Source organism: Rhizobium changzhiense, assembly GCF_013087625.1.
In the GTDB taxonomy this organism is placed as follows: Bacteria; Pseudomonadota; Alphaproteobacteria; order Rhizobiales; family Rhizobiaceae; genus Rhizobium; species Rhizobium sophorae.
Genome location: NZ_JABFCQ010000001.1, coordinates 1 through 18,229 on the forward strand (window position 1 = coordinate 1; position 18,229 = coordinate 18,229).

Here is an 18,229-nt window from a genome sequence, read left to right on the forward strand (position 1 = left end):
AGAAGTTCGGGTCGACATATTTGATGATCGTCGCCAGATTGTCGAAGGACTTCTTCATCGTGTCGGACTTCAGCGATTCCTCGTCGAGGTCGTTGAAGGCCTTCTTGTAGAACTCCGGACCGCCGGTCGACAGTACGATGGAATCGAACATCGTCGCTTCCTGCCAGTTCTGGCCGCCGAGTGCCAGCGGGATCACGCCGGCGGCCTTCGCCTTGTCGAGCAGCGCGATCAGATCGTCGAAGGTCTTCGGCTGCGTGCCGCCGATCTTGTCCATCACCGCCTTGTTGATCCACAGCCAGTTGACCGAATGCACGTTGACCGGGGCAGCCACCCACTTGCCGTCATAGACCGAGAACTTCTGCAGCGCTGCCGGAACCGACTTGTCCCAGCCTTCCTTCTTCGCCGTCTCCGTCAGGTCGCCCATGACGCCGGCCTCGGCATAATCGAGCACGGTATAACCCAGCATCTGCGAGGCTGTCGGATAGGTGCCGGCCGCCACCATCGCCTTCAGCGCCGTCATCGCCGCGTCACCGCCACCGCCGGCAACAGGAACGTCCTTCCAGGCAAAACCTTCCTTCGACAGATCCTGCTTCAAGACGTTCAACGCCGCTGCCTCGCCGCCTGACGTCCACCAGTGCAGCATCTGCACTTCCTTCACGTCGGCAGCTCGTGCGGACACGTGAGCGCCGGCCAGAGCCAATGCGATCATTGCGGTCGTGGTCAAAAACCTTTTCATCGAAGAACCTCCCAGTTCCAGTTTGGAAGATGCGGGACCCATTCCCGCACCAATCACCCGCCCTCATCGAGCGTAGTTCGGCCGCCGGCTAAGCCGGCTTTTCCGTCTGCGGCATCCACCAGCTGGTGCGTTTGCCGATATGCATGTTGAGCGTCTTGGTCTCCGTGTAGTCTTCGACCGCATGGCGGCCGAGCTCACGGCCGAGGCCGCTCTGTTTGTAGCCGCCAAAGGGAAGTTCCGAGGCGCCATCCATGAAGGTGTTCATCCAGACCGTGCCGGCCCGCACCGAGCGGCCGATCGTCAGGCAGGTGTCGAAATCGCGGCTCCAGATACCCGCCGACAGGCCGTAGTCGATGGAATTGGCAATCCTGATCGCTTCGGCTGACGTCTCGAATGTCAGCACCGAAAGCACCGGCCCAAAGACTTCCTCGCGCGCCACGGCCATATCAGGGGTGACCGCTTCAAGGATCGTCGGCGACATGAACTGCCCCATGCCGAGATCGAGCGTCTCGCCGCCATGCGCGACCCGGGCACCGCTGCTCCTGGCGCCGGCGACGTATCCTGATATCTTCTCCAGATGCTGCGGCGTGATGATGGCGCCGACCTGCGTCGAAGGATCGAGCGGGTCGCCGACCTTCACCGCCTTCGACAGCTCGGCAATCCGCTTGACGACATCGGAAGCGATTGATTTGTGAAGGATTAACCGCGAGCCGGCATTGCAGCACTCGCCGGCATTGAAGTATGCGCCGAAGACTGCGGCATCGATGAAAGCATCGAGATCGGCATCCGGGAAGACGATCTGCGGGTTCTTCCCACCAAGTTCCAGCGAGACCTTCTTCAGGGTCTGAGCAGCATTCGACATGGTCAGCTTTCCGACACCGGTCGAGCCGGTGAAGGACACCATGTCGACGTCGGGATGCGACGTCATGACCGCGCCGGCCTCTGGGCCCGTACCGGTGACAATGTTGACGACGCCATCCGGAATGCCTGCCTCTTGCAGGATTTCTCCCAGCACCAGCGTCGATCCCGAGGTCAATTCCGAGGGCTTGACGACGGTCGTGCAGCCGGCGGCCAGAGCGAACGGCAGCTTCTGGCCGACGATCAGGAACGGAAAGTTCCAGGGCGTGATGATCGACACCACGCCGATCGCTTCGCGCAAGACGACGCCGAGCGTGCCGTCGCCGAGCGTGTTGTAGCTTTCACCGTGGAGGTCCCGGGCAAGCGCCGCCGCGTAGCGCCATATGTCAACGGAGCCGGCAATTTCTCCCCGCACCTGCGTGATCGGCTTCCCTGCCTCGATCGCATCGAGAAATGCCAGTTCGTCCGCACGCGCCGCGATCAGATCGGCAGCCTTGAGCAGGATGGCGGAACGTTCGGAAGCAGTCATTCGCGGCCACGGCCCGAGATCGAACGCCTTGCGTGCCGCGGAAATCGCACGCTCGGCGTCCCTCTTGCTGCCGGTCGGAAACCTGCTGACTACGACACCATGGCTTGGCGCTACACGCTCGATCGGATCGGAGGAACCAGCCTCCCACTTGCCATCGATGAGCATCTTGAAATCACGCGCTTTGTGGTCGCTGAGCGCGGTGGGGTTGACGAGAACCGTCATTACCATTCTCCCTTGAACGTTGCCGGGCGCTTTTCGCTGAATGATGCGACGCCCTCCTTCAGATCGCCGGTCTTCGCAGCGAGGATCGAGCCCAGGGCTTCGACCGCAGTTCCGTTGTCTTCGCCGTTCGCCGATGCGATCATCAACTTGGCGATCTCGACGGCAGCCGGGCCCCTTGCGGCAATCCGCTCAGCGTATTCCCTGGCGGCAGCAAGCGAGCTTCCCGAGGGAACCACCGCGTCGACGATCCCGAGCAGACGCGCCTCCTCGGCGGTGAATATCTCGCCGCCCAAGGCCATGCGCCGGACGGCCTGCGCGCCGAACCGGCGCACCAGACGCTGTGTCCCCGACCAGCCCGGCACCATTCCCAAGCCGGTCTCCGGCAGGCCGATCTTGATGTGCTGCTCGGCGAGGCGAATGTCGGCAACCCCCGCAAGCTCAAGCCCCCCTCCGAGGGCGTGGCCGTTCAGAGCCGCGACCAGCGGCACCCTGAGCGTCGCCAGTCTCTCGAAGATACGGTGGCCGTGGCGAACCCAGAGATGACCGAACTCCTGAGGCGACATTCCGCCCCAGGCCTTGATATCGCCGCCGGCGGAAAAGCCCTTTCCTTCGCCCGTGAGAACGGCAGCGCGCACATTGGCGTTCGCCTCCACCGCGTCGGCCGCGTCTGCCAGCGCTTTCAGCATGTCGAGGTCGAGCGCGTTCAGCTTCTCCGGACGAGAAATCGTCAGCGTCGCAACATGTCCATCGACGTCAATTCTGACGGTTCCGCTAGCCATGGAAGCTGCCCTCCAGCGTCCGTGCCTTTTTTCCCGGAAGCGACAGACCGATCGCAGACTCCGCGAAGAGCGCGGCGTTCATGACCTTCAAATCAGGCGCAACGATCAATGGAAACTCCGACTGATCGAGGATGTGGGATTGGAGATCGATACCGGGGGCAATCTCGGTGAGGACGATGCCGTCGGGCGTCAGCTTCATCACGCACCGCTCGGTGACATAGGTGATATCCTGCCCCTGCTCGATCGCGCGCCTGCCGCTGAAGGTCACGTGTTCGACCTCGTTCACCAGCTTCTTCAGCCTGCCTTCCCTCTCGATCAGAAGGGCGCCATTGGCGATCGAAAGCTTCGCTCCGGCGTTGAACATGCCGGAGAAGACGATCTTCTTCGCCCGCGCGGTGATGTCGACGAAACCTCCGGCGCCGGCCGTCACATGCGGCCGGAAGGAGAGCTTGGAGACATTGACCGAACCGTCTTTGCCGATCTCGAGGAAGGACAGCAGCGATGCATCGAAGCCTGCCCCCTGGAAATAGGTGAACTGATAGGGGGACGGCATATAGGCGTCCGCATTGGAGGCGCAGCCAAAGGCGAAGTCGAGCAGCGGCACCCCACCGACCGCGCCTTGCTCGATGACCCAGGTGACCGCGCCATGCAGCCCCTCCTCCAGCAGAATGCGCGGCACGTTGGCCGATATGCCGAATCCGAGATTGACGCAGCTTCCCGCCTGAAGTTCCTGCGCGACACGGCGCGCGATGACTTTCTGAACATTGAACTCCGGAACGCTGAATGTATCGAGCGGGCGGAAAATCTCCCCCGAAATCGCCGGATCGTACTGCGTCTGCGTCGTCTGCTTCTGCTCCGGATCGACGACCACATAATCGACCAGCATTCCCGGCACCCGGACGTCATGCGGTTTCAGCGAGCCTTCCTTGGTGATCCGTTTGACCTGCGCAATGACGATGCCGCCGTTGTTGCGGGCGGCTAGCGCCTGATCGAGGCCACCGAGATAGGCGCCTTCATGTTCATATGTCAGGTTGCCGCGCTCGTCGGCGGTGGTGGCGCGGATGATGGCGACCTCGGGGACGATTGCGGGAAAGAACAGCCAGTCATCGCCCTCAAAGCTCACGCGCTTGACCACCGGATGTTCGGACGCCAGGCCGTTCATCGCGCAACCCTGCCGCTCCGGATCGACGAATGTATCGATGCCGATCTTGGTCAGGACGCCCGGCCGCTTGGCGGCGGCTTCGCGATGGATGTCGAAGAGGATACCCGAGGGAATGTTGTAGGCCGGGATTTCGTTGTTGGTGATCATTTGCCAGATCAGCGGCGGCTCAGACGATGACGGGCCGGACGGATAGGAGCCACCGATGATGCGCTTGAGCAGGCCCTTCTTGGCAATGTAGTCGACGCCCTTGATGCCGCTCATGTCGCCGGCGGCGATGGGATGAAGGGTCGTGATATCCCGGGGATGGCCGGTCGCATCGAAACGTTCGCCAATCGCCTTCAGCATGAGGTCCGGGCAACCGAGACCGCTCGAGGAAGACACCGTTACAACAGCGCCATCCGGGATTAGCGCGGCGGCTTCGGCTGGGGTGAGATGCTTCTGCATGTGCATTACTCAGCGTCCTGTTTCGATTTTTACGCTCTTGCCGGTCCTCGCCGGCGCGGTCTTGCCGGCGCCGCAGCTTTCGCGAACGACCAGCCGAACGGCTGTCGTCACCGTCTCCGCCTCGGCCTTGCCCGCATTGATCTGCTTGAGCAGCATCTGTGCGCCCCGTCGCCCGATGCCCTGCGGATCGACCGAGACCGTCGTCAGCGCGGGAACCGCTGCCTGAGCCTCGATGACGTCGTCGAAACCCACGACCGCGAAGTCGCCACCAGGCTCCAGACGGCGCGCACGCAATCCGTCGCAAACACCGAAGGCGACGGCATCGTTGAAGCAGACGGCTGCGGTCGGCCGACGGGCAAGAGCAATCGCTTTGCCGATCGCCTCCACCCCGCCGGCCCGCGAAGGTGCCGACGCGATGACGAGTTCTTCGTGATAGTCGAGCCCTGCAGTCTCCACACCGCTTCGGTAGCCGGCAAGCCTGTCGTCGAAGACAGCGGTGTCGGGAAAGCCGCCGAGAAAAGCGATGCGCGTGTGGCCGAGCCCCACCAAATGCTTGACCGCCGACATCATGCCGGCCCGGTTGTCGGAGACGATCGACGAGACTTTGGCGCCGGGCAGGTTTCGGACGACAACCACCACCGGTATGCCTGCCGCGACGAGCGGCTTGAAGTCTGCGGCATCGGTAGCGCGCGCTGGCGACACGATCAGCCCCGAAATGCCATGTTCCCGCATCGACGCGACGACCTCGCGCTGCCGGTCAATGCTCTCACTGGTGTTCGACAGGAACTGCACGAAGCCGGCCGACTGGACAACCATATCGACGCCAACCGCCAGCTCGGCAAAGAAGCTGTTCGTCAGGTCGTTGACGACGACGCCGATGATCTTCGATTTGGCGCCGGCTTGGCGAAGATTGGCGGCGCCGCGATTATAGACATAGCCCAACTCGCGCATCACGGCGTTGACCTTGGCGCGCGTTGCCTCATTGACCAGGGAGGACCCCTGAAGCACTAGCGAAACCGTCGACTTGGAGACGCCGGCGGCTTTCGCAATGTCGATGACGGTTACCCGCGCCTTTGTCATTTGCCCTCCCGACGCCAACGTCGACTGATCGTTAAATATTTGGAACGTTCCAATTATGTCAAGAGGAATTTGCACGAATACCAGCAAATGCTGGGTACGAGCGAATTCCGTGCGCATTTTTTTGGCGGTGAAAGCGCCAAAATAATTGGAACGATCTAAATTAAGACCGCAGAAGAGAGGCATTTGCCGATATTCTCGGGCACGAGAAAGCTAGAGTTTCTGTGAAGCACACGGCCAAATCTCAGGCTGGCATTTTTCACGACATCGACTACAAGTCGAAACGAGGCGCCTGTCGAGAGCTGAATATATTCGTCAAACCTATTGAGATTTTTATGCAAATTTTTAGAGCTTTTCGCGCTCGCCACCCCATTTGTGCAGCCACGCTGGGATTTCTATTCGGTCCAGATGTCGTTATGGCCTATCTCGGGCGCGGCTGGAAAGCGACTGCTTACTTTACCGTTGGCATCGTCATCTCGATCGCGCAACTCTGGTTGTTTGGCGTTCCGTCAGCCGCTGTTTTTGGTTATTTCCTGTTCTTGGCCTGGCGTCTGATCGGCCTACTGCATGGCTATCGTGCAGCAAAGATGATGCCAACAGACACCGTGTTTCCGTGGTATTCGCGGTGGTATAGTCTTGCCCTGATCTTTCTGATTGCACCGTTCGCCTTAGCGATGCTGGTTCGAAGTTTCGCCTTTCAACCATTCACGATACCGTCGAGCTCGATGCTGCCCAATTTGCGGAGCGGCGACTACATGTTCGCGCAAAAATACGCCTACGGGTACAGCCGCTATTCGCTCCCGTACGGGCTTGGACCGGAGCGTCGTATATTTGGACATGGACCGGAGCGAGGAGACGTCGTCATGTTCCGGACGCCAATGGACTCGAAGGTCGATTACGTGAAACGCGTCGTCGGCCTGCCAGGTGACCGCATTCAGATGAGATCGGGTGTTCTCTACTTGAATGGTACCGCAGTTGTGCGCGAGCCGGCAGGTGATTTGACCTATCAATCAGTAACAGTGCAGGCGTTTAAGGAGACGCTGCCATCTGGCCGCAGCTATGCGATCGTTGAGCAAGTGGACAACGCCCGTGGCGACAATACAAGGGAATTCGTTGTCCCCGACGGGCATTACTTCGTGCTGGGCGACAATCGTGACAACAGTCTGGATAGCCGCTTCGATATGGGATTTATCCCAGATGACAACATATATGCGAAGGCAGCCATCGTGCTTTTCAATTCCGAGGATGGATCGCGGCAGATGTCGTGGATTCAATAACCTCGATAGGCAGAAAATTTTGCGACCAGGCCCGTAAAGAGCGTGAACAGATGAAACTACGCGCTGAACTGATCGCTCTGCCGCCACGCCAGCAAGCACGGCGCTTGGCAGCCGTCGCCGCGTCTCTGGTCATCCAAATCAAGCATACCGAACCCCACGCGCCCGAAGCCGAGGCCGCCTTGGCGGCAATCCGCACCTGGGGTGATGGCGGAGGACTGACCGGCCGATACGTCTCCGATCTTGTCTATAGCGACGAGGAGCGCGGGACGCTTCGCCGACTCTCCGAGGCGGCCGGAAAGCCCAGCGAAGGCGCCTGGAATGCGCTCACGACGGCAGTCATGTACGTTGCCTGGCTTGTTTATCAGGAGACCGGCGAACCCATGCCGAGTGACGTCAACGAGGTGGGCGAGGACAGCCTTGATTTTCTGGACGAGCAACTGGCCCAACTCGGCTAAGTGACGCAGAATCGCGGCGCAGTTTGGCTGGAATTGTTCTCAAGGAACGCCCGCCCGGAGACATTAGCGAAACTTTATCGTTTCTAACGAATGCTACGGATACGTGCAACCCGCCAGATCTGAAGCAGGACCGGATGATGCCACACTCGTTTGAATCTATCCTTGAGAGCCTGCCTCAGGGCATTGTTCTGCTTGATCCTGCCGGTACGGTGACGGCTTTCAATTCACGCACGCTTGATATTCTCGGCCTTCCGCAAGGCGCTATCCGCAAGGGCATGAACATCGACGGATTGCCGGGCACCGCAGACTGCCGTGCAGTGGCATCCCGACAGTCGACGGTCGGTGGACGGCCGACGTCTCAGTTTGCCCTTTCCGACGGAGGGATGGTCTCACTGACCTGCGCCCCGTCGCGGGATGGGGGCTGGATCCTCAGTTACGAAGACATCTCGACCCTTATCCGTGTCGAAGACAGTCTCACCGAACAACATCACCGGTTCGACGCGGCCCTCAGCAACATGCCGCATGGGCTTTGCATGTTCGATTCGAAAAAGAACTTGATCCTGTGCAACGCCTCCTACGCACGGATGTACAATCTGCCGGACCTGCTGACGCAACCGGGAACGCCACTTGTGGATATCCTGGCCTATCGCAGCCGGGAGGGAAATGGCCCGGCCGATACCACGACCTATTTCGACGTGGTCTTTGAAGCGACAGCCCGCGGTGCGCCGGCCAGCCAGAACATCGTCCTCGCCGATGGGCGCGTTATCAAGATCACCCACAATCCGATGCAAAGCGGCGGATACGTGGCCACCCATGAGGACGTCACCAAGACCGTTCGACTTGCCGAAGAGCTGCGCCGGCATCACGATCAGCTCGAAGCGACGGTGAAGAGCCGCACGGCGGAAGTCGAGCGGCAGGCGCGGGAACTCGAGCGAATGCTGGCGCAGGAGCGGAACATCAACGAATTGCAGCGGCAATTCGTGGCGATGGCATCCCATGAATTCAGGACCCCGCTTGCTATCATCGACGCTGCCGCCCAGCGACTGCTGCGAAAAAAGGGGGCGGTCGAGCCCGAATTTCTCAGTGACAAGGTCGATCAAATCCGCGCATCGGTGAACCGGATTGTCGATCTTATGGAGAGCATCCTGTCAGCCGGACGGCTTGATACCGGCAAGATCGACATCAACTACGACGCCTGCGCATTGAGATCATTGATAAAAACCTGTTGTGAGCGGCAGTCGACGATCGCAAAATCGCACAGCTTTGTGTTGGATATCGATAGGCTGCCGGAGTTCATCGATGCCGACCCCCGCACATTGGCGCAGGTCTTTACTAACCTGCTCTCCAATGCCGTCAAGTACGCGCCTGGAACTTCCGAAATTCGCGTCACGGCATGGGCAGAGACGGGAAACGTCAAAGTTTCGATCAGCGATGATGGAGTGGGGATCGACGCCGAAGACGTGCCCCGGCTGTTCCAGCGCTATTTTCGGGCCCGGACGTCGACCGGGATTGCCGGAACCGGTATCGGCCTCAACCTGGTGAAGCAGATCATCGAACTGCACAACGGCTCGATAGAGGTTCGAAGTGCAAGAGGATGCGGATCGACGTTTACCGTAACTCTTCCAATCAAGAGAAATGGCAACGCTTCCGCGACCAATAACGCTGCCTGACGTTTCAGGATTGCTGTCCTGCTTATCTACCCTATCCTTCTCACAATAGAGGAGGATCATGCCATGGCTTTCATTCACACCCCCAATGCATCCGCCAGCGAGAAGACGACGTCGATGTATGCGTCGGCCGAGGCGAATTATGGTTATCTGCCGAACATGTATCGGGCCTTCGGCCATCGGCCGGAGGTGATGGAGAGCTGGGCGGCGCTGCTTTCGAGCATTCGCGGCCATATGAGCTTGCGGCGCTACGAACTGGTGACGCTGGCGGCGGCCAAGGAGCTCAAATCCTCGTATTGCATGCTGGCGCACGGCTCGGTGCTGCTGCGCGAGGGTTTCACCAGCGACGGGCTGACGGCTGTTGTCAACGAGACGGAGAAGGCGCCGATCGATGCCGGCGAACGCGCGATCATGGCCTTTGCCGCCAAGGTGGCTCGCGATGCGACGTCGGTGACGCAGCAGGACATCGACGGGCTGAAGAAACACGGGCTGAGCGACGCCGATGTCTTCGACGTCACGGCTGCGGCAGCGGCCCGGTGTTTCTTCTCGAAAATGCTGGATGCGCTGGGTGCTGCACCGGACCATGCCTATATCGAGCGGCTGGAGCCGAATGTGCGAAAGGCGCTCAGCGTCGGCCGAGAGGTCGAGCGGCCTCTGGCGCCGTCACCGTCTCGCGCGCAATGATGCGATGACGGAGAGCGTGAGTATCTGCTCTCGCGGCCCCTACTCCGGCGGTTTGTCCGCAAAATGCCGGATCGCGAACTCGGCGATATTCTGGATCGACCGATCGGCATCGTCGAGCAGCGAGGGAAACAGCTGCCACTGATGGGGCATGCCCGGCCAGACCTCGGTGGTGACGTCCACTCCAGCCTGGCGCGCCTTGTCGGCGAGCCGCAGCGCGTCGTCCAGTAGGACTTCGCCGGAGCCGACCTGCAGCAACAGCGGCGGAAAGCCGGTCATGTCAGCATAAAGCGGCGATGCCTGGGGATCGGTCGGAGACCGGCTGCGGAGATAGGTCTTGCGCAAGGTCTCGATCCAGTCCTTGTCGACCAGCGGATCGCTTCCGGCGTTTGATGTCATAGATCCGCCTGTCGCGGCAAGATCGGTGATGGGGCTGAGCGCAATCACAGCCGCCGGCAACGGCTTTGCCGCCTGCATCTGCCTCAGCACCGTCTCGATCGCCATATTGCCGCCGGCGCCGTCTCCGGCCACGATGACATTCTCGCTCCGATAGCCGTTGTCGAGAAGCCAGCGATAGGCGGTCAGCGCGTCGTTGATCTGCGCGGGATAGGCATATTCGGGCATCAGCCGATAATCAATGAGAAGAATGTCGCTGGATGCCGCCTTGGCGAGCGAGCCGGCAAGCAGGCTATGTGTGCGAATGGAGCCGCTGGAAAAGCCGCCGCCATGGATATAGAGGATCACCCTTTGGCCGATCGGGTGATGAAGACGGGCAGGCCACATCAGCTCGGCGTCGACGCCGTCGGCATCGACCTGCCGCACCTGGATGCGCGTCGGCCCCGGCGTCGTCTCCATCAGCGTCCTGAAGGCCGTTCGCCGCTGCTGCAGGCTATCGGCGCCGGCAAAGTGATCCTTCCAGAGGCCGATGAGTTTTTCGACCTGTTCGCCCGAGGCCGGGCTTTGCGGCCCAATGTCCCGCCCGACCGCCGCCGAGGCGAGCAGCATCAGCGCAGCCAAAGCGGGGAACAGACATTTGAGCCGCTTTGGGGCTCTTCGAATACCAGTTGGCAAAATCCGACCGTTCATCAACCTCTCCCGACGATGCAGGCCATGGCGGCATCTTTGGCCGGTTCGTCCACCGGAGTCAAAAGGGTGACAGGCGCGAACCCCAAGCTTTTCACTCCGCCTGCATCGCCTCGCCGCCTGAAGCCCGCCGGTCTCAGGCGGCGACCCGATGATGGAGATAGGGCGGCTCCTCCGGACGCGCCTCTGCTTGTGTCGGGAATGAAGTCGGCCGTTGCCCGTCCACTGCCGGCGCATCGGGCGCTACTAAAAAAATTGGACAATGCCTGCCGGTACGGCTTGCCATTTGCCGCGCTTCCGTCGGAAATGGACCACGTGCCTGGCTGCTCCCACCCTGGCGCCTCGTCTCGCGTGTGAGTGAAGGATACCGATGACCACCATTTACCTTGCCGGCCCGGAAGTCTTTCTTCCGGATGCCATGCCCATCATGGCCGAAAAACGCCGATTGGCGCGCCAGTTCGGCTTCGAGCCGACCGGTCCCGGCAGCGACGAAAACCAGACGCCAGTAAAGCGGACGGCCGCAGAGATCTACGCACGCAACGACGATGCCATGCGTCGAGCCGAGATCTGCCTTGCCAATGTCACTCCCTTTCGAGGTGTCAGCGCCGATCCGGGTACGGTCTACGAGATCGGCTTCATGATTGCGCTGGGAAAAGCGGTCTTTGCCTATACCAATCACCCCGACGACTATGGTCTGCGTGTTCGCTCGATCTGGTATGCGGGACTCGATATCGATGAGACGAGCGGGCGCCCACGCGGACCGGATGGTATTGCGATCGAAAATCACGGCATGGCCGACAACCTGATGATCGACGGAGGGGTTGAGGCGACGGGAGGCAAGGTGTTTCGTGCGGCCGCACTCCCGGCGGATCCTGCCCGCGACCTTACGGTTTACTTCGAGGCGCTTCAGACGATCGCCGGCATCCCGGCCTCTTTTACTCCGCCTTCATCGCGTCGATGACCGCCCTGAAGCCCGCCGACATATGGCGGCGGCTAGGATAGTAGAGATAGAGCGGTTCCTCCGGCTGGCACCAGTCGTCCAGGACCTGGATCAGTTCACCGCCGGCAACGGCCTTTTCCACGCGCGGCTCCCAGATGTAGGCAAGGCCGACGCCGCCGAGCGCTGCCTGCATCATCAGTTCGTGATCGTCGAGCGACAGCGGTCCGGTCGGCTGAAAGCTCACCGTCTGGCCGTCCTTCTCGAACTCCCAGGCATAACGCGCGCCTGACGGAAACATGTTCTGAATACAGAGATGGCGCTTGAGCTCGTGCGGTGTCGCCGGCTTCGGCCGGGTCTCGAAATAGGCGGGCGAGCCGACGACGACCAATCGGATGCGCGGTTTTATGCGGAGCGCGATCATGCCCTCGGTGACGCGCTCGCCGAAGCGGATGCCGGCATCGAAGCCCTCCTCGACGATATCGACCAGCCTGTCGGTTGCGTTGATCTCCAGCTGCAAGTTGGGGTTCCTTTTCAGCAGCGGACCGATAATGCGACCGATGACAAAGGGGCCGATCGAATTCGGCACGTTGATCCTCACCTTGCCGAACGGCGTGTCGCGATAGCGGTTCAGCGCATCGAGCGCTGCCACCATCTCGCCGAAGGCCGGGTCGAGATGCGAGATCAGCAGTTCGCCGGCCTCCGTAAGCGAGACGCTGCGCGTCGTGCGGTTGAGCAGGCGGATGCCGATCCGGTCTTCGAGATTGAGCACGGCATGGCTCACCGCAGAGGCGGTGACACCTCGCTCCTCGCCCGCCTTGCGAAAGCTCTTATGCCGGGCGACGGCGGCAAAGGCCGCGAGTTCGGACAGTTCGGTAGCACGCATTGCTGAATTGAACTCATCATAGTTTCAAGAATAACAAACCTTATACAGCAATGGATTTTCGGTCAAATTCACCTCGTCGGCACAGAGATGCCGCAACCGAACCGTTCGAAAGGAATTCGTCATGAAAGTCTGGTTCATTACTGGTGCATCCCGCGGCTTCGGCGCGCTGATGACCATGGAAGCCCTTGCGTCAGGCGATGCCGTCATCGCCACCGCCCGCAACCCGAAGACCGTGACCGAGCAGTTCGGCGATCACCCGAACCTGCTTGCCGTCGCCCTCGACGTGACCAACGAGGCACAGGCCAAGGAAGCCGCGGCTGCCGGCATCGCCCGCTTCGGCCGGATCGACGTCCTTGCCAACAATGCCGGCTACGGCCTGCTCGGCGCTGTCGAGGAAGCCACGGCCGAAGAGATCGAAAGGCTCTATGCCACGAACGTCTTCGGCCTGCTGAAGGTGACGCGCGCCGTGCTGCCCTATATGCGCCGCCAGCGCTCCGGCCACATCCTGAACTTCTCGTCGATCGGCGGTTACTTCGGCTATCCCGGCTGGGGCGTCTACGGCTCGACGAAGTTCGCCGTCGAAGGCCTGTCCGAATCGATGGCCGCCGAACTCGAACCTTTCGGCATCAAGGTGACGATCGTCGAGCCGGGCTTCTTCCGCACCGACTTCCTTGCCGACACTTCGCTGGCGATCAGCCCGGCCTCCATCGCGGACTACGAGGGTACGCCGGCCGGCAACATGCGCAGTTTCGCTGCCGACGCAAACCATGCCCAGCCCGGCAATCCCGCCAAGCTTGCCGCCGGCATCATGGCGCTCGCCAATTCGCCCAATCCGCCGCTGCGCATGCCGTTCGGCAGCGATACGGTAGCCGTGATCGAGGAGCAGCATGCCAGCGTCGAAAAGGAACTTGCCGCTTGGCGCGAGCTCGCGCTGTCCACGGATTTTCCAAGCGATGCAACGGCCTTGGCCTGAAGGGCACTGCCCGCCGCATCCTAGATCTCGGGATGCGGCGACAGCGCCGCTGTGACCGCAGGAAAACGCATGATGCGGCAAATTAGCATTCGCCTCACGCCTGGAATGACCTAGATCTAGGTTCGATCATCACCATGAAGAGGCGAGCATGTCCATCAAGTCCATCTGCATCTATGGCGCCGGGGCGCTCGGCGGCGCTATCGCCGCCAAGCTTGCAAGCCAAGCCGCAAACGACGCCACCATCTCCGTCATCGCGCGTGGGGCGCACCTCGACGCCATCCGCGACAACGGTCTCAGCCTGCGCGAAGCCGATGCGGAAAGGCCGCTCAATGTCCGCCTCACTGCGACCGACGATCCCAGGACATTGCCGCCGCAGGATCTCATCATCACCGGCCTCAAGGGGCATCAATTGGCACCTGCTGCCGAAGGCATTGCAGGCCTCCTTAAGGAGGGCACCCGCGTCGTCATGATCCTCAACGGCATTCCGTGGTGGTATTTTCACCGCGATACCCAGAGCCGGCATGCCGAGCTGCAGTTCGACGAGCTCGATCCCGGCGGCAGGCTGTGGCGGCTGATCGGGCCGGAACGCGTCATCGGCTGCGTCGCTTATCAGGGTGCCGAGGTGATCAACCCCGGCGAGATCCAGCTTTCCCACAACGGCCGCTTCGTGCTCGGCGAGCCCTCCGGCGACATCTCGCCCGATCTCGAGGCGATCGCCGCGGTGCTGACCGGCGCCGGTCTCAGCATTACGACGACAGCTGATATCCGCGGCGAGATCTGGAGCAAGTTGATGGGCAACGCCGCTTTCAACCCGATCAGCGCGCTGACCAAGGCGCTGATGACCGACATCATGGCGGATCCCGCCCTTTCGGCTACGGTCGGCAAGGTGATGAGTGAGGTCCGCGTCGTCGGCGAGGCCTTGGGTGCGCGGTTCAGCATGACCGTCGAGCAGCGGCTGGAACAGTCGCGCCATATCGGCGGCGTGCGGACGTCGATGCTGCAGGATCTGATCGGCGGCAAGGCGCTCGAAATCACGCCGTTGGTCGGCATGGTGGTGGCGCTCGGACGCCTGAGCGCCGTGCCGACGCCGGTTTCGGAAACGATCCTGGCGCTGGTGACCCAGTTGGATCGGGAAAACCAGCGCGGCAGCTGATCGCGGAGGAAAGGGCGGCCGGGAAAACCCGGCCGTCTTCGCGCTTACTTTCCGACCTGCTCGGCCCAGTTCGGCGCCTTGCCGCCGCCATCGAGAAAGGTCATAGCCATATTCGCCATGAGGGGCGAGGCGAAGGTCTCGTAGTGGGTGAGATCGGGCAGGATCGCCAGCCGGTTCTTCGACATGTTTTCCCGCATCCAACCCGCATCGCGCAGACCGCCGCCGAGCTTGTGGTAGAATTCGATCATATGCTCGGGCCGGATCATGTCGGCATCGCCATAGATCAGCATAACCGGCATGGTGAGCTTGGCAACGGCATCGCTATAGTCGATGGGTTCGCGCATCAGCGCGCCCATGGCGTCGAGCAGCTTCGGAAATTCGGAAACGTCAGGCGCGACCGCCTTGTAGGAGAGGAACATCGGCGTGTCCTTCATCATGTCGGCCATACCGGCGCCGACGGCCGCCTGCTGCGGCAGCATCTCCGGGAAGAAGCCGTTCTGCGCATAGGGTGCCGAGAGTATCACCAGCCGACGCACCTGGTCGGGCGCGTTCGCCGCCATGTTCAACGCCACCCCGCCGCCGAAGGAATAGCCGAAGACGTCGAGCTTATCGTAACCGAGCTGCTTCATCAGGATCGCAAGATCGGCACCGATGGCCGGAAGCTCGATCGGCCGCTTGCCTAGGGGCGTGCGGCCATGCCCCTGCAGATCGACGGCGATCACCTGCCGGTGGTCGGTGAAAACAGGCATGACCGGCGCGAACATCTCGATCTGCCCGAGGCCGCCGTGAAGCATCAGCAGCGGTTCACCCTCGCCGCGGATCTCGTAATAATAATGGATGCCGTTGACCGGCAGACTCCCCTTCCGGACGATCGGCGCTATCGCCTTTTTGTTCTCGATACCAGGTGCATTGCCGCCCGCACCCGCCATATCCGGCACGGCCAGGAATGCGGCAGCCGTTGCGATCATCGAAATTAGCGTCATCTTCGACATGTCCGTGCTCCATGTTTGCTTGGATATCGCAAGGACGGCGGCGATCATGCGTTTCCGACAGCGCGCTTCAAAATTTCTCGCATCGGTCTTTATGTCATTCCTATATTTTCGCCTTTCACTCCGAATGGATTTCCTATCGCAAACGGCAGTAGGCTTTTGCCATCGTTGCAAAGGTCAAACGCCATGCGAAATATCATGTCCTCCGCCTTCCACCCTCTTCGCCCGCACAGAATCACGCGCGGTAACCGGCAGATGCGCGAGAAGCGCACCGCCTGGGCGCTGATCGTCTTCGGCATCGTGCTCGCCTGCATAGAGCTTTACATCATTTATTCCGCGCTCTGAGGTCCGTCCGTGGAAACGGCTGGAATGCCGCGCCTTGGCGGCGCGATCACCGCCCTCGTTACGCCGTTTCGTCATGACGGTCTCGACAGGCCGGCGCTTCGGGCGCTTGTGGAATGGCAGATCCTCAACGGCGTCGACGGACTAGTCGTCTGCTCGACAACAGGGGAAGGCCCGACGCTTTCGCCGCAGGAGCGCGCCGAGGAGATCGACCTCAGCATTCGGTCTGCGGCCGGCCGCGCGCTCGTCATCGCCGCCACCGGCACCAATTCCACCGAAAGCACGATCGCGCTCACCCGTGAGGCGGAAGCGCTGGGCGCCGCTGCAGCACTCGTCACCGTGCCCTATTATTCCAAGCCCGGGCAGACAGGCATCGTCCACCACTTCGAGCAGGTGGCGGCAGCAGGCGGACTGCCTGTCATTATCGACCATGCGCCGGCGCAGACGGCGAGCGATCTTTCGACGGAAACACTTGGCAGACTGGCCGCCATCCCGGGAATCTTTGGCATCCGCGACGCCACGGGCGACATCGCTCGCTTCGTCGGCCTTTCGGCTATCCTGCGGCAGCGCTTCCGCTTCTTTTCCGGGCATGATCCTTCCGCGCTCGCCTTCACCATCGCCGGCGACGACGGCATGATCTCGTCGGGCGCCAATGTAGTGCCGCGGCTCTTCACCTCGATGCAGCAGGCGGCCCGGGCCGGGAACCTTTCGGCCGCGCATTCGCTGCAGGATCGGTTGTTGCCGCTGGTATCCGCGCTCGGGCCGGAGGGCGATCCGGCGCGGATCAAACACGCGCTGCGGCTGATGCGTGGGCTGGAGGTCGAGCTTCGGCTGCCGCTTGTCGCCGCCGAGCCGGATCTGTGTTCGGCCATCGGCGAAGCGCTTGCGCCCTTCCTTGACGAAAGCAGCGCGAGGAAGGCGCTATCCCTATGAGATTTTTATATTTTTGTCTCGGGCGCCAAATGGAAACCCTATCCGCCACGGCCTATTTGTTGAAGCGTGACACCGCCGCATCGTCAAGCGGCGATTGAGTGAGATTTCGAAAGGACAAACGATGTCACGCCTGACTGAACCGAGTGCCGCGAGCGACCCGCTGCAACGCAGTCCCATCAGAGCACTCGCTGCCGATCCCTCCCATCCGATGCTCTCCGGCTTTGCCGCCATTGCGCCCCGCCTTGCGGCAGCGATGGCCTTTGCCGGGCTGGTGCAGATGACCTTCAACCTCATCTCCCGCTGAACCATCAGGACCCAAGGATCATCACAATGGCAAACACACAGCAACGCCGCAGCCTTCCCGCTGCAGCACCCTCGCCTTCCCGCTTCACCGTCGGCCGCGACAGAAGCGGCCGCTGGATCGTCCACGACCGCGATGGCCTCGTCGGCGGACTCTTCATCAATGAGGCGGCCGCCCTCCACTTCGCCGCGGGGGAATGCAACTGCCCCTCGGCCGATATCCATAGGGCGGCCGCAAGCATGGTGCTTGAATTCGCGCCCTTTGCGCGCGGCACCGCGAAAATCCACTAAAACTTGCCGTACTCCCGCTGTTTTCATGCAGCGGGAGTACGAAGACATAAGCTGAAGGGCCGGTTTCCAACTTTTCCTTAACCCACATTCTGGTAAAATCCGGGCGCAGAGACTTCAGACGCCACGAGACCGATGCCGAAACCGAATTTCCGCTTCACCCATTACGATCTCAAGGAACAACGCGCCGGAACGATCATCGAGGTGTCGTTGAATGCGGTGAACAATGTCCGCCTGATGACGGCCCCGAATTTCCAGCGGTTCACCGAGGTTCTCGACTTCAAATATATAGGCGGCGTGGCACGCAAATCGCCGATCAAGATCGCCGTTCCGGAAAGCGGTCACTGGCATGTCATCGTCGATATGGAAGGCCATCACGGGCTTGCGGAATCTTCCGTCAAGGTGATTGCCGCGCCGGCAAATCAGAAGACACCGCGCGCCTCCTGAGGTTCGCCGGG

20 protein-coding genes are annotated in these 18,229 nt (G+C 61.3%); 12 read left to right on the forward strand and 8 right to left on the reverse strand.

What is annotated here, in order from left to right; genetic code table 11:
• The 5 genes from G9X68_RS00005 to G9X68_RS00025 form a co-directional block, all read right to left on the reverse strand.
• Window positions 1-736: ABC transporter substrate-binding protein (locus tag G9X68_RS00005; RefSeq protein WP_171600823.1), on the reverse strand; the 736-nt coding region annotated here is incomplete at its 3' end.
• A gap of 88 nt (window positions 737-824) precedes the next feature.
• Window positions 825-2,345: an aldehyde dehydrogenase family protein gene (locus tag G9X68_RS00010; protein ID WP_171600824.1), complete on the reverse strand. Its 1,521-nt coding sequence runs from the start codon at window positions 2,343-2,345 to the stop codon at window positions 825-827.
• Window positions 2,345-3,124 carry an enoyl-CoA hydratase/isomerase family protein gene (locus G9X68_RS00015; RefSeq protein ID WP_171600825.1) on the reverse strand — a complete coding sequence of 260 codons (780 nt, stop codon included), beginning with the start codon at window positions 3,122-3,124 and terminating at the stop codon, window positions 2,345-2,347. The genes G9X68_RS00010 and G9X68_RS00015 overlap by 1 nt, the downstream gene beginning before the upstream one ends.
• Entirely contained in the window at window positions 3,117-4,730 is a 1,614-nt protein-coding gene (locus tag G9X68_RS00020; RefSeq protein ID WP_171602118.1) for an acyl CoA:acetate/3-ketoacid CoA transferase, read from the reverse strand. The genes G9X68_RS00015 and G9X68_RS00020 overlap by 8 nt, the downstream gene beginning before the upstream one ends.
• Window positions 4,731-4,739: 9 nt before the next feature.
• Window positions 4,740-5,810 (reverse strand): LacI family DNA-binding transcriptional regulator, encoded by a 1,071-nt coding sequence (locus G9X68_RS00025; RefSeq protein WP_171600826.1) that lies wholly within the window; start codon window positions 5,808-5,810, stop codon window positions 4,740-4,742.
• A gap of 221 nt (window positions 5,811-6,031) precedes the next feature.
• Here G9X68_RS00025 and lepB point away from each other — a divergent pair, with 221 nt between their 5' ends.
• The 4 genes from lepB (at window position 6,032) to G9X68_RS00045 (ending at window position 9,890) form a co-directional block, all read left to right on the forward strand.
• Entirely contained in the window at window positions 6,032-7,084 is a 1,053-nt protein-coding gene (gene lepB, locus G9X68_RS00030; protein WP_342355305.1) for a signal peptidase I, read from the forward strand.
• A 50-nt stretch (window positions 7,085-7,134) separates the two neighbouring features.
• On the forward strand, window positions 7,135-7,539 hold the full coding sequence (locus G9X68_RS00035; RefSeq protein ID WP_171600827.1) for an Imm6 family immunity protein: 405 nt from the start codon (window positions 7,135-7,137) through the stop codon (window positions 7,537-7,539).
• A 134-nt stretch (window positions 7,540-7,673) separates the two neighbouring features.
• The gene (locus G9X68_RS00040) at window positions 7,674-9,209 is read left to right on the forward strand and encodes a sensor histidine kinase (RefSeq protein WP_171600828.1); all 1,536 of its coding nucleotides are present in this window, start codon (window positions 7,674-7,676) and stop codon (window positions 9,207-9,209) included.
• A gap of 63 nt (window positions 9,210-9,272) precedes the next feature.
• A complete protein-coding gene (locus G9X68_RS00045) occupies window positions 9,273-9,890 on the forward strand; it encodes a carboxymuconolactone decarboxylase family protein (RefSeq protein WP_003547626.1) in 618 nt (205 codons plus the stop codon).
• A 39-nt stretch (window positions 9,891-9,929) separates the two neighbouring features.
• On the opposite strand, the gene G9X68_RS00050 is transcribed toward G9X68_RS00045, so the two are convergent.
• Window positions 9,930-10,904, reverse strand: a complete 975-nt coding sequence (locus G9X68_RS00050; protein ID WP_171602120.1) for an alpha/beta hydrolase — start codon at window positions 10,902-10,904, stop codon at window positions 9,930-9,932.
• A 436-nt stretch (window positions 10,905-11,340) separates the two neighbouring features.
• Between G9X68_RS00050 and G9X68_RS00055 the strand changes: the two genes are divergently transcribed.
• On the forward strand, window positions 11,341-11,931 hold the full coding sequence (locus tag G9X68_RS00055) for a nucleoside 2-deoxyribosyltransferase (protein WP_171600829.1): 591 nt from the start codon (window positions 11,341-11,343) through the stop codon (window positions 11,929-11,931).
• Here the strand turns inward: G9X68_RS00055 and G9X68_RS00060 are convergent.
• Window positions 11,906-12,793 (reverse strand): LysR family transcriptional regulator, encoded by an 888-nt coding sequence (locus tag G9X68_RS00060; RefSeq protein ID WP_171600830.1) that lies wholly within the window; start codon window positions 12,791-12,793, stop codon window positions 11,906-11,908. The two genes, G9X68_RS00055 and G9X68_RS00060, sit on opposite strands and share 26 nt — an antisense overlap.
• Window positions 12,794-12,914: 121 nt before the next feature.
• Between G9X68_RS00060 and G9X68_RS00065 the strand changes: the two genes are divergently transcribed.
• Window positions 12,915-13,766 carry an oxidoreductase gene (locus tag G9X68_RS00065; RefSeq protein ID WP_171600831.1) on the forward strand — a complete coding sequence of 284 codons (852 nt, stop codon included), beginning with the start codon at window positions 12,915-12,917 and terminating at the stop codon, window positions 13,764-13,766.
• A gap of 148 nt (window positions 13,767-13,914) precedes the next feature.
• Complete coding sequence (locus tag G9X68_RS00070) at window positions 13,915-14,919, forward strand: ketopantoate reductase family protein (RefSeq protein WP_171600832.1); 1,005 nt, start codon at window positions 13,915-13,917, stop codon at window positions 14,917-14,919.
• Between the two features lie 44 nt (window positions 14,920-14,963).
• On the opposite strand, the gene G9X68_RS00075 is transcribed toward G9X68_RS00070, so the two are convergent.
• The gene (locus G9X68_RS00075) at window positions 14,964-15,959 is read right to left on the reverse strand and encodes an alpha/beta fold hydrolase (protein WP_171600833.1); all 996 of its coding nucleotides are present in this window, start codon (window positions 15,957-15,959) and stop codon (window positions 14,964-14,966) included.
• 135 nt (window positions 15,960-16,094) lie between these two features.
• Here G9X68_RS00075 and G9X68_RS00080 point away from each other — a divergent pair, with 135 nt between their 5' ends.
• From G9X68_RS00080 to G9X68_RS00100, 5 genes are all read left to right on the forward strand, one after another.
• The gene (locus tag G9X68_RS00080) at window positions 16,095-16,253 is read left to right on the forward strand and encodes a hypothetical protein (protein ID WP_171600820.1); all 159 of its coding nucleotides are present in this window, start codon (window positions 16,095-16,097) and stop codon (window positions 16,251-16,253) included.
• Window positions 16,254-16,262: 9 nt separating this feature from the next.
• Window positions 16,263-17,183 carry a 4-hydroxy-tetrahydrodipicolinate synthase gene (gene dapA, locus G9X68_RS00085; protein WP_171600834.1) on the forward strand — a complete coding sequence of 307 codons (921 nt, stop codon included), beginning with the start codon at window positions 16,263-16,265 and terminating at the stop codon, window positions 17,181-17,183.
• A 121-nt stretch (window positions 17,184-17,304) separates the two neighbouring features.
• On the forward strand, window positions 17,305-17,487 hold the full coding sequence (locus tag G9X68_RS00090; RefSeq protein ID WP_171600835.1) for a hypothetical protein: 183 nt from the start codon (window positions 17,305-17,307) through the stop codon (window positions 17,485-17,487).
• A 26-nt stretch (window positions 17,488-17,513) separates the two neighbouring features.
• Window positions 17,514-17,774 carry a hypothetical protein gene (locus G9X68_RS00095; protein ID WP_171600836.1) on the forward strand — a complete coding sequence of 87 codons (261 nt, stop codon included), beginning with the start codon at window positions 17,514-17,516 and terminating at the stop codon, window positions 17,772-17,774.
• Between the two features lie 132 nt (window positions 17,775-17,906).
• The gene (locus G9X68_RS00100) at window positions 17,907-18,218 is read left to right on the forward strand and encodes a DUF1883 domain-containing protein (protein ID WP_003547605.1); all 312 of its coding nucleotides are present in this window, start codon (window positions 17,907-17,909) and stop codon (window positions 18,216-18,218) included.
• The last annotated feature ends 11 nt before the right edge of the window (window positions 18,219-18,229 follow it).

Bases quoted from the DNA above. Each gene is read 5' to 3' on its own strand.
- G9X68_RS00010 (WP_171600824.1), bottom strand. From the start codon at position 2,345: ATGACGGTTCTCGTCAACCCCACCGCGCTCAGCGACCACAAAGCGCGT.
- G9X68_RS00015 (WP_171600825.1), bottom strand. From the start codon at position 3,124: ATGGCTAGCGGAACCGTCAGAATTGACGTCGATGGACATGTTGCGACG.
- G9X68_RS00020 (WP_171602118.1), bottom strand. From the start codon at position 4,730: ATGCAGAAGCATCTCACCCCAGCCGAAGCCGCCGCGCTAATCCCGGAT.
- G9X68_RS00025 (WP_171600826.1), bottom strand. From the start codon at position 5,810: ATGACAAAGGCGCGGGTAACCGTCATCGACATTGCGAAAGCCGCCGGC.
- G9X68_RS00035 (WP_171600827.1), top strand. From the start codon at position 7,135: ATGAAACTACGCGCTGAACTGATCGCTCTGCCGCCACGCCAGCAAGCA.
- G9X68_RS00040 (WP_171600828.1), top strand. From the start codon at position 7,674: ATGATGCCACACTCGTTTGAATCTATCCTTGAGAGCCTGCCTCAGGGC.
- G9X68_RS00045 (WP_003547626.1), top strand. From the start codon at position 9,273: ATGGCTTTCATTCACACCCCCAATGCATCCGCCAGCGAGAAGACGACG.
- G9X68_RS00055 (WP_171600829.1), top strand. From the start codon at position 11,341: ATGACCACCATTTACCTTGCCGGCCCGGAAGTCTTTCTTCCGGATGCC.
- G9X68_RS00060 (WP_171600830.1), bottom strand. From the start codon at position 12,793: ATGCGTGCTACCGAACTGTCCGAACTCGCGGCCTTTGCCGCCGTCGCC.
- G9X68_RS00065 (WP_171600831.1), top strand. From the start codon at position 12,915: ATGAAAGTCTGGTTCATTACTGGTGCATCCCGCGGCTTCGGCGCGCTG.
- G9X68_RS00070 (WP_171600832.1), top strand. From the start codon at position 13,915: ATGTCCATCAAGTCCATCTGCATCTATGGCGCCGGGGCGCTCGGCGGC.
- G9X68_RS00075 (WP_171600833.1), bottom strand. From the start codon at position 15,959: ATGATCGCCGCCGTCCTTGCGATATCCAAGCAAACATGGAGCACGGAC.
- G9X68_RS00080 (WP_171600820.1), top strand. From the start codon at position 16,095: ATGCGAAATATCATGTCCTCCGCCTTCCACCCTCTTCGCCCGCACAGA.
- G9X68_RS00090 (WP_171600835.1), top strand. From the start codon at position 17,305: ATGTCACGCCTGACTGAACCGAGTGCCGCGAGCGACCCGCTGCAACGC.
- G9X68_RS00095 (WP_171600836.1), top strand. From the start codon at position 17,514: ATGGCAAACACACAGCAACGCCGCAGCCTTCCCGCTGCAGCACCCTCG.
- G9X68_RS00100 (WP_003547605.1), top strand. From the start codon at position 17,907: ATGCCGAAACCGAATTTCCGCTTCACCCATTACGATCTCAAGGAACAA.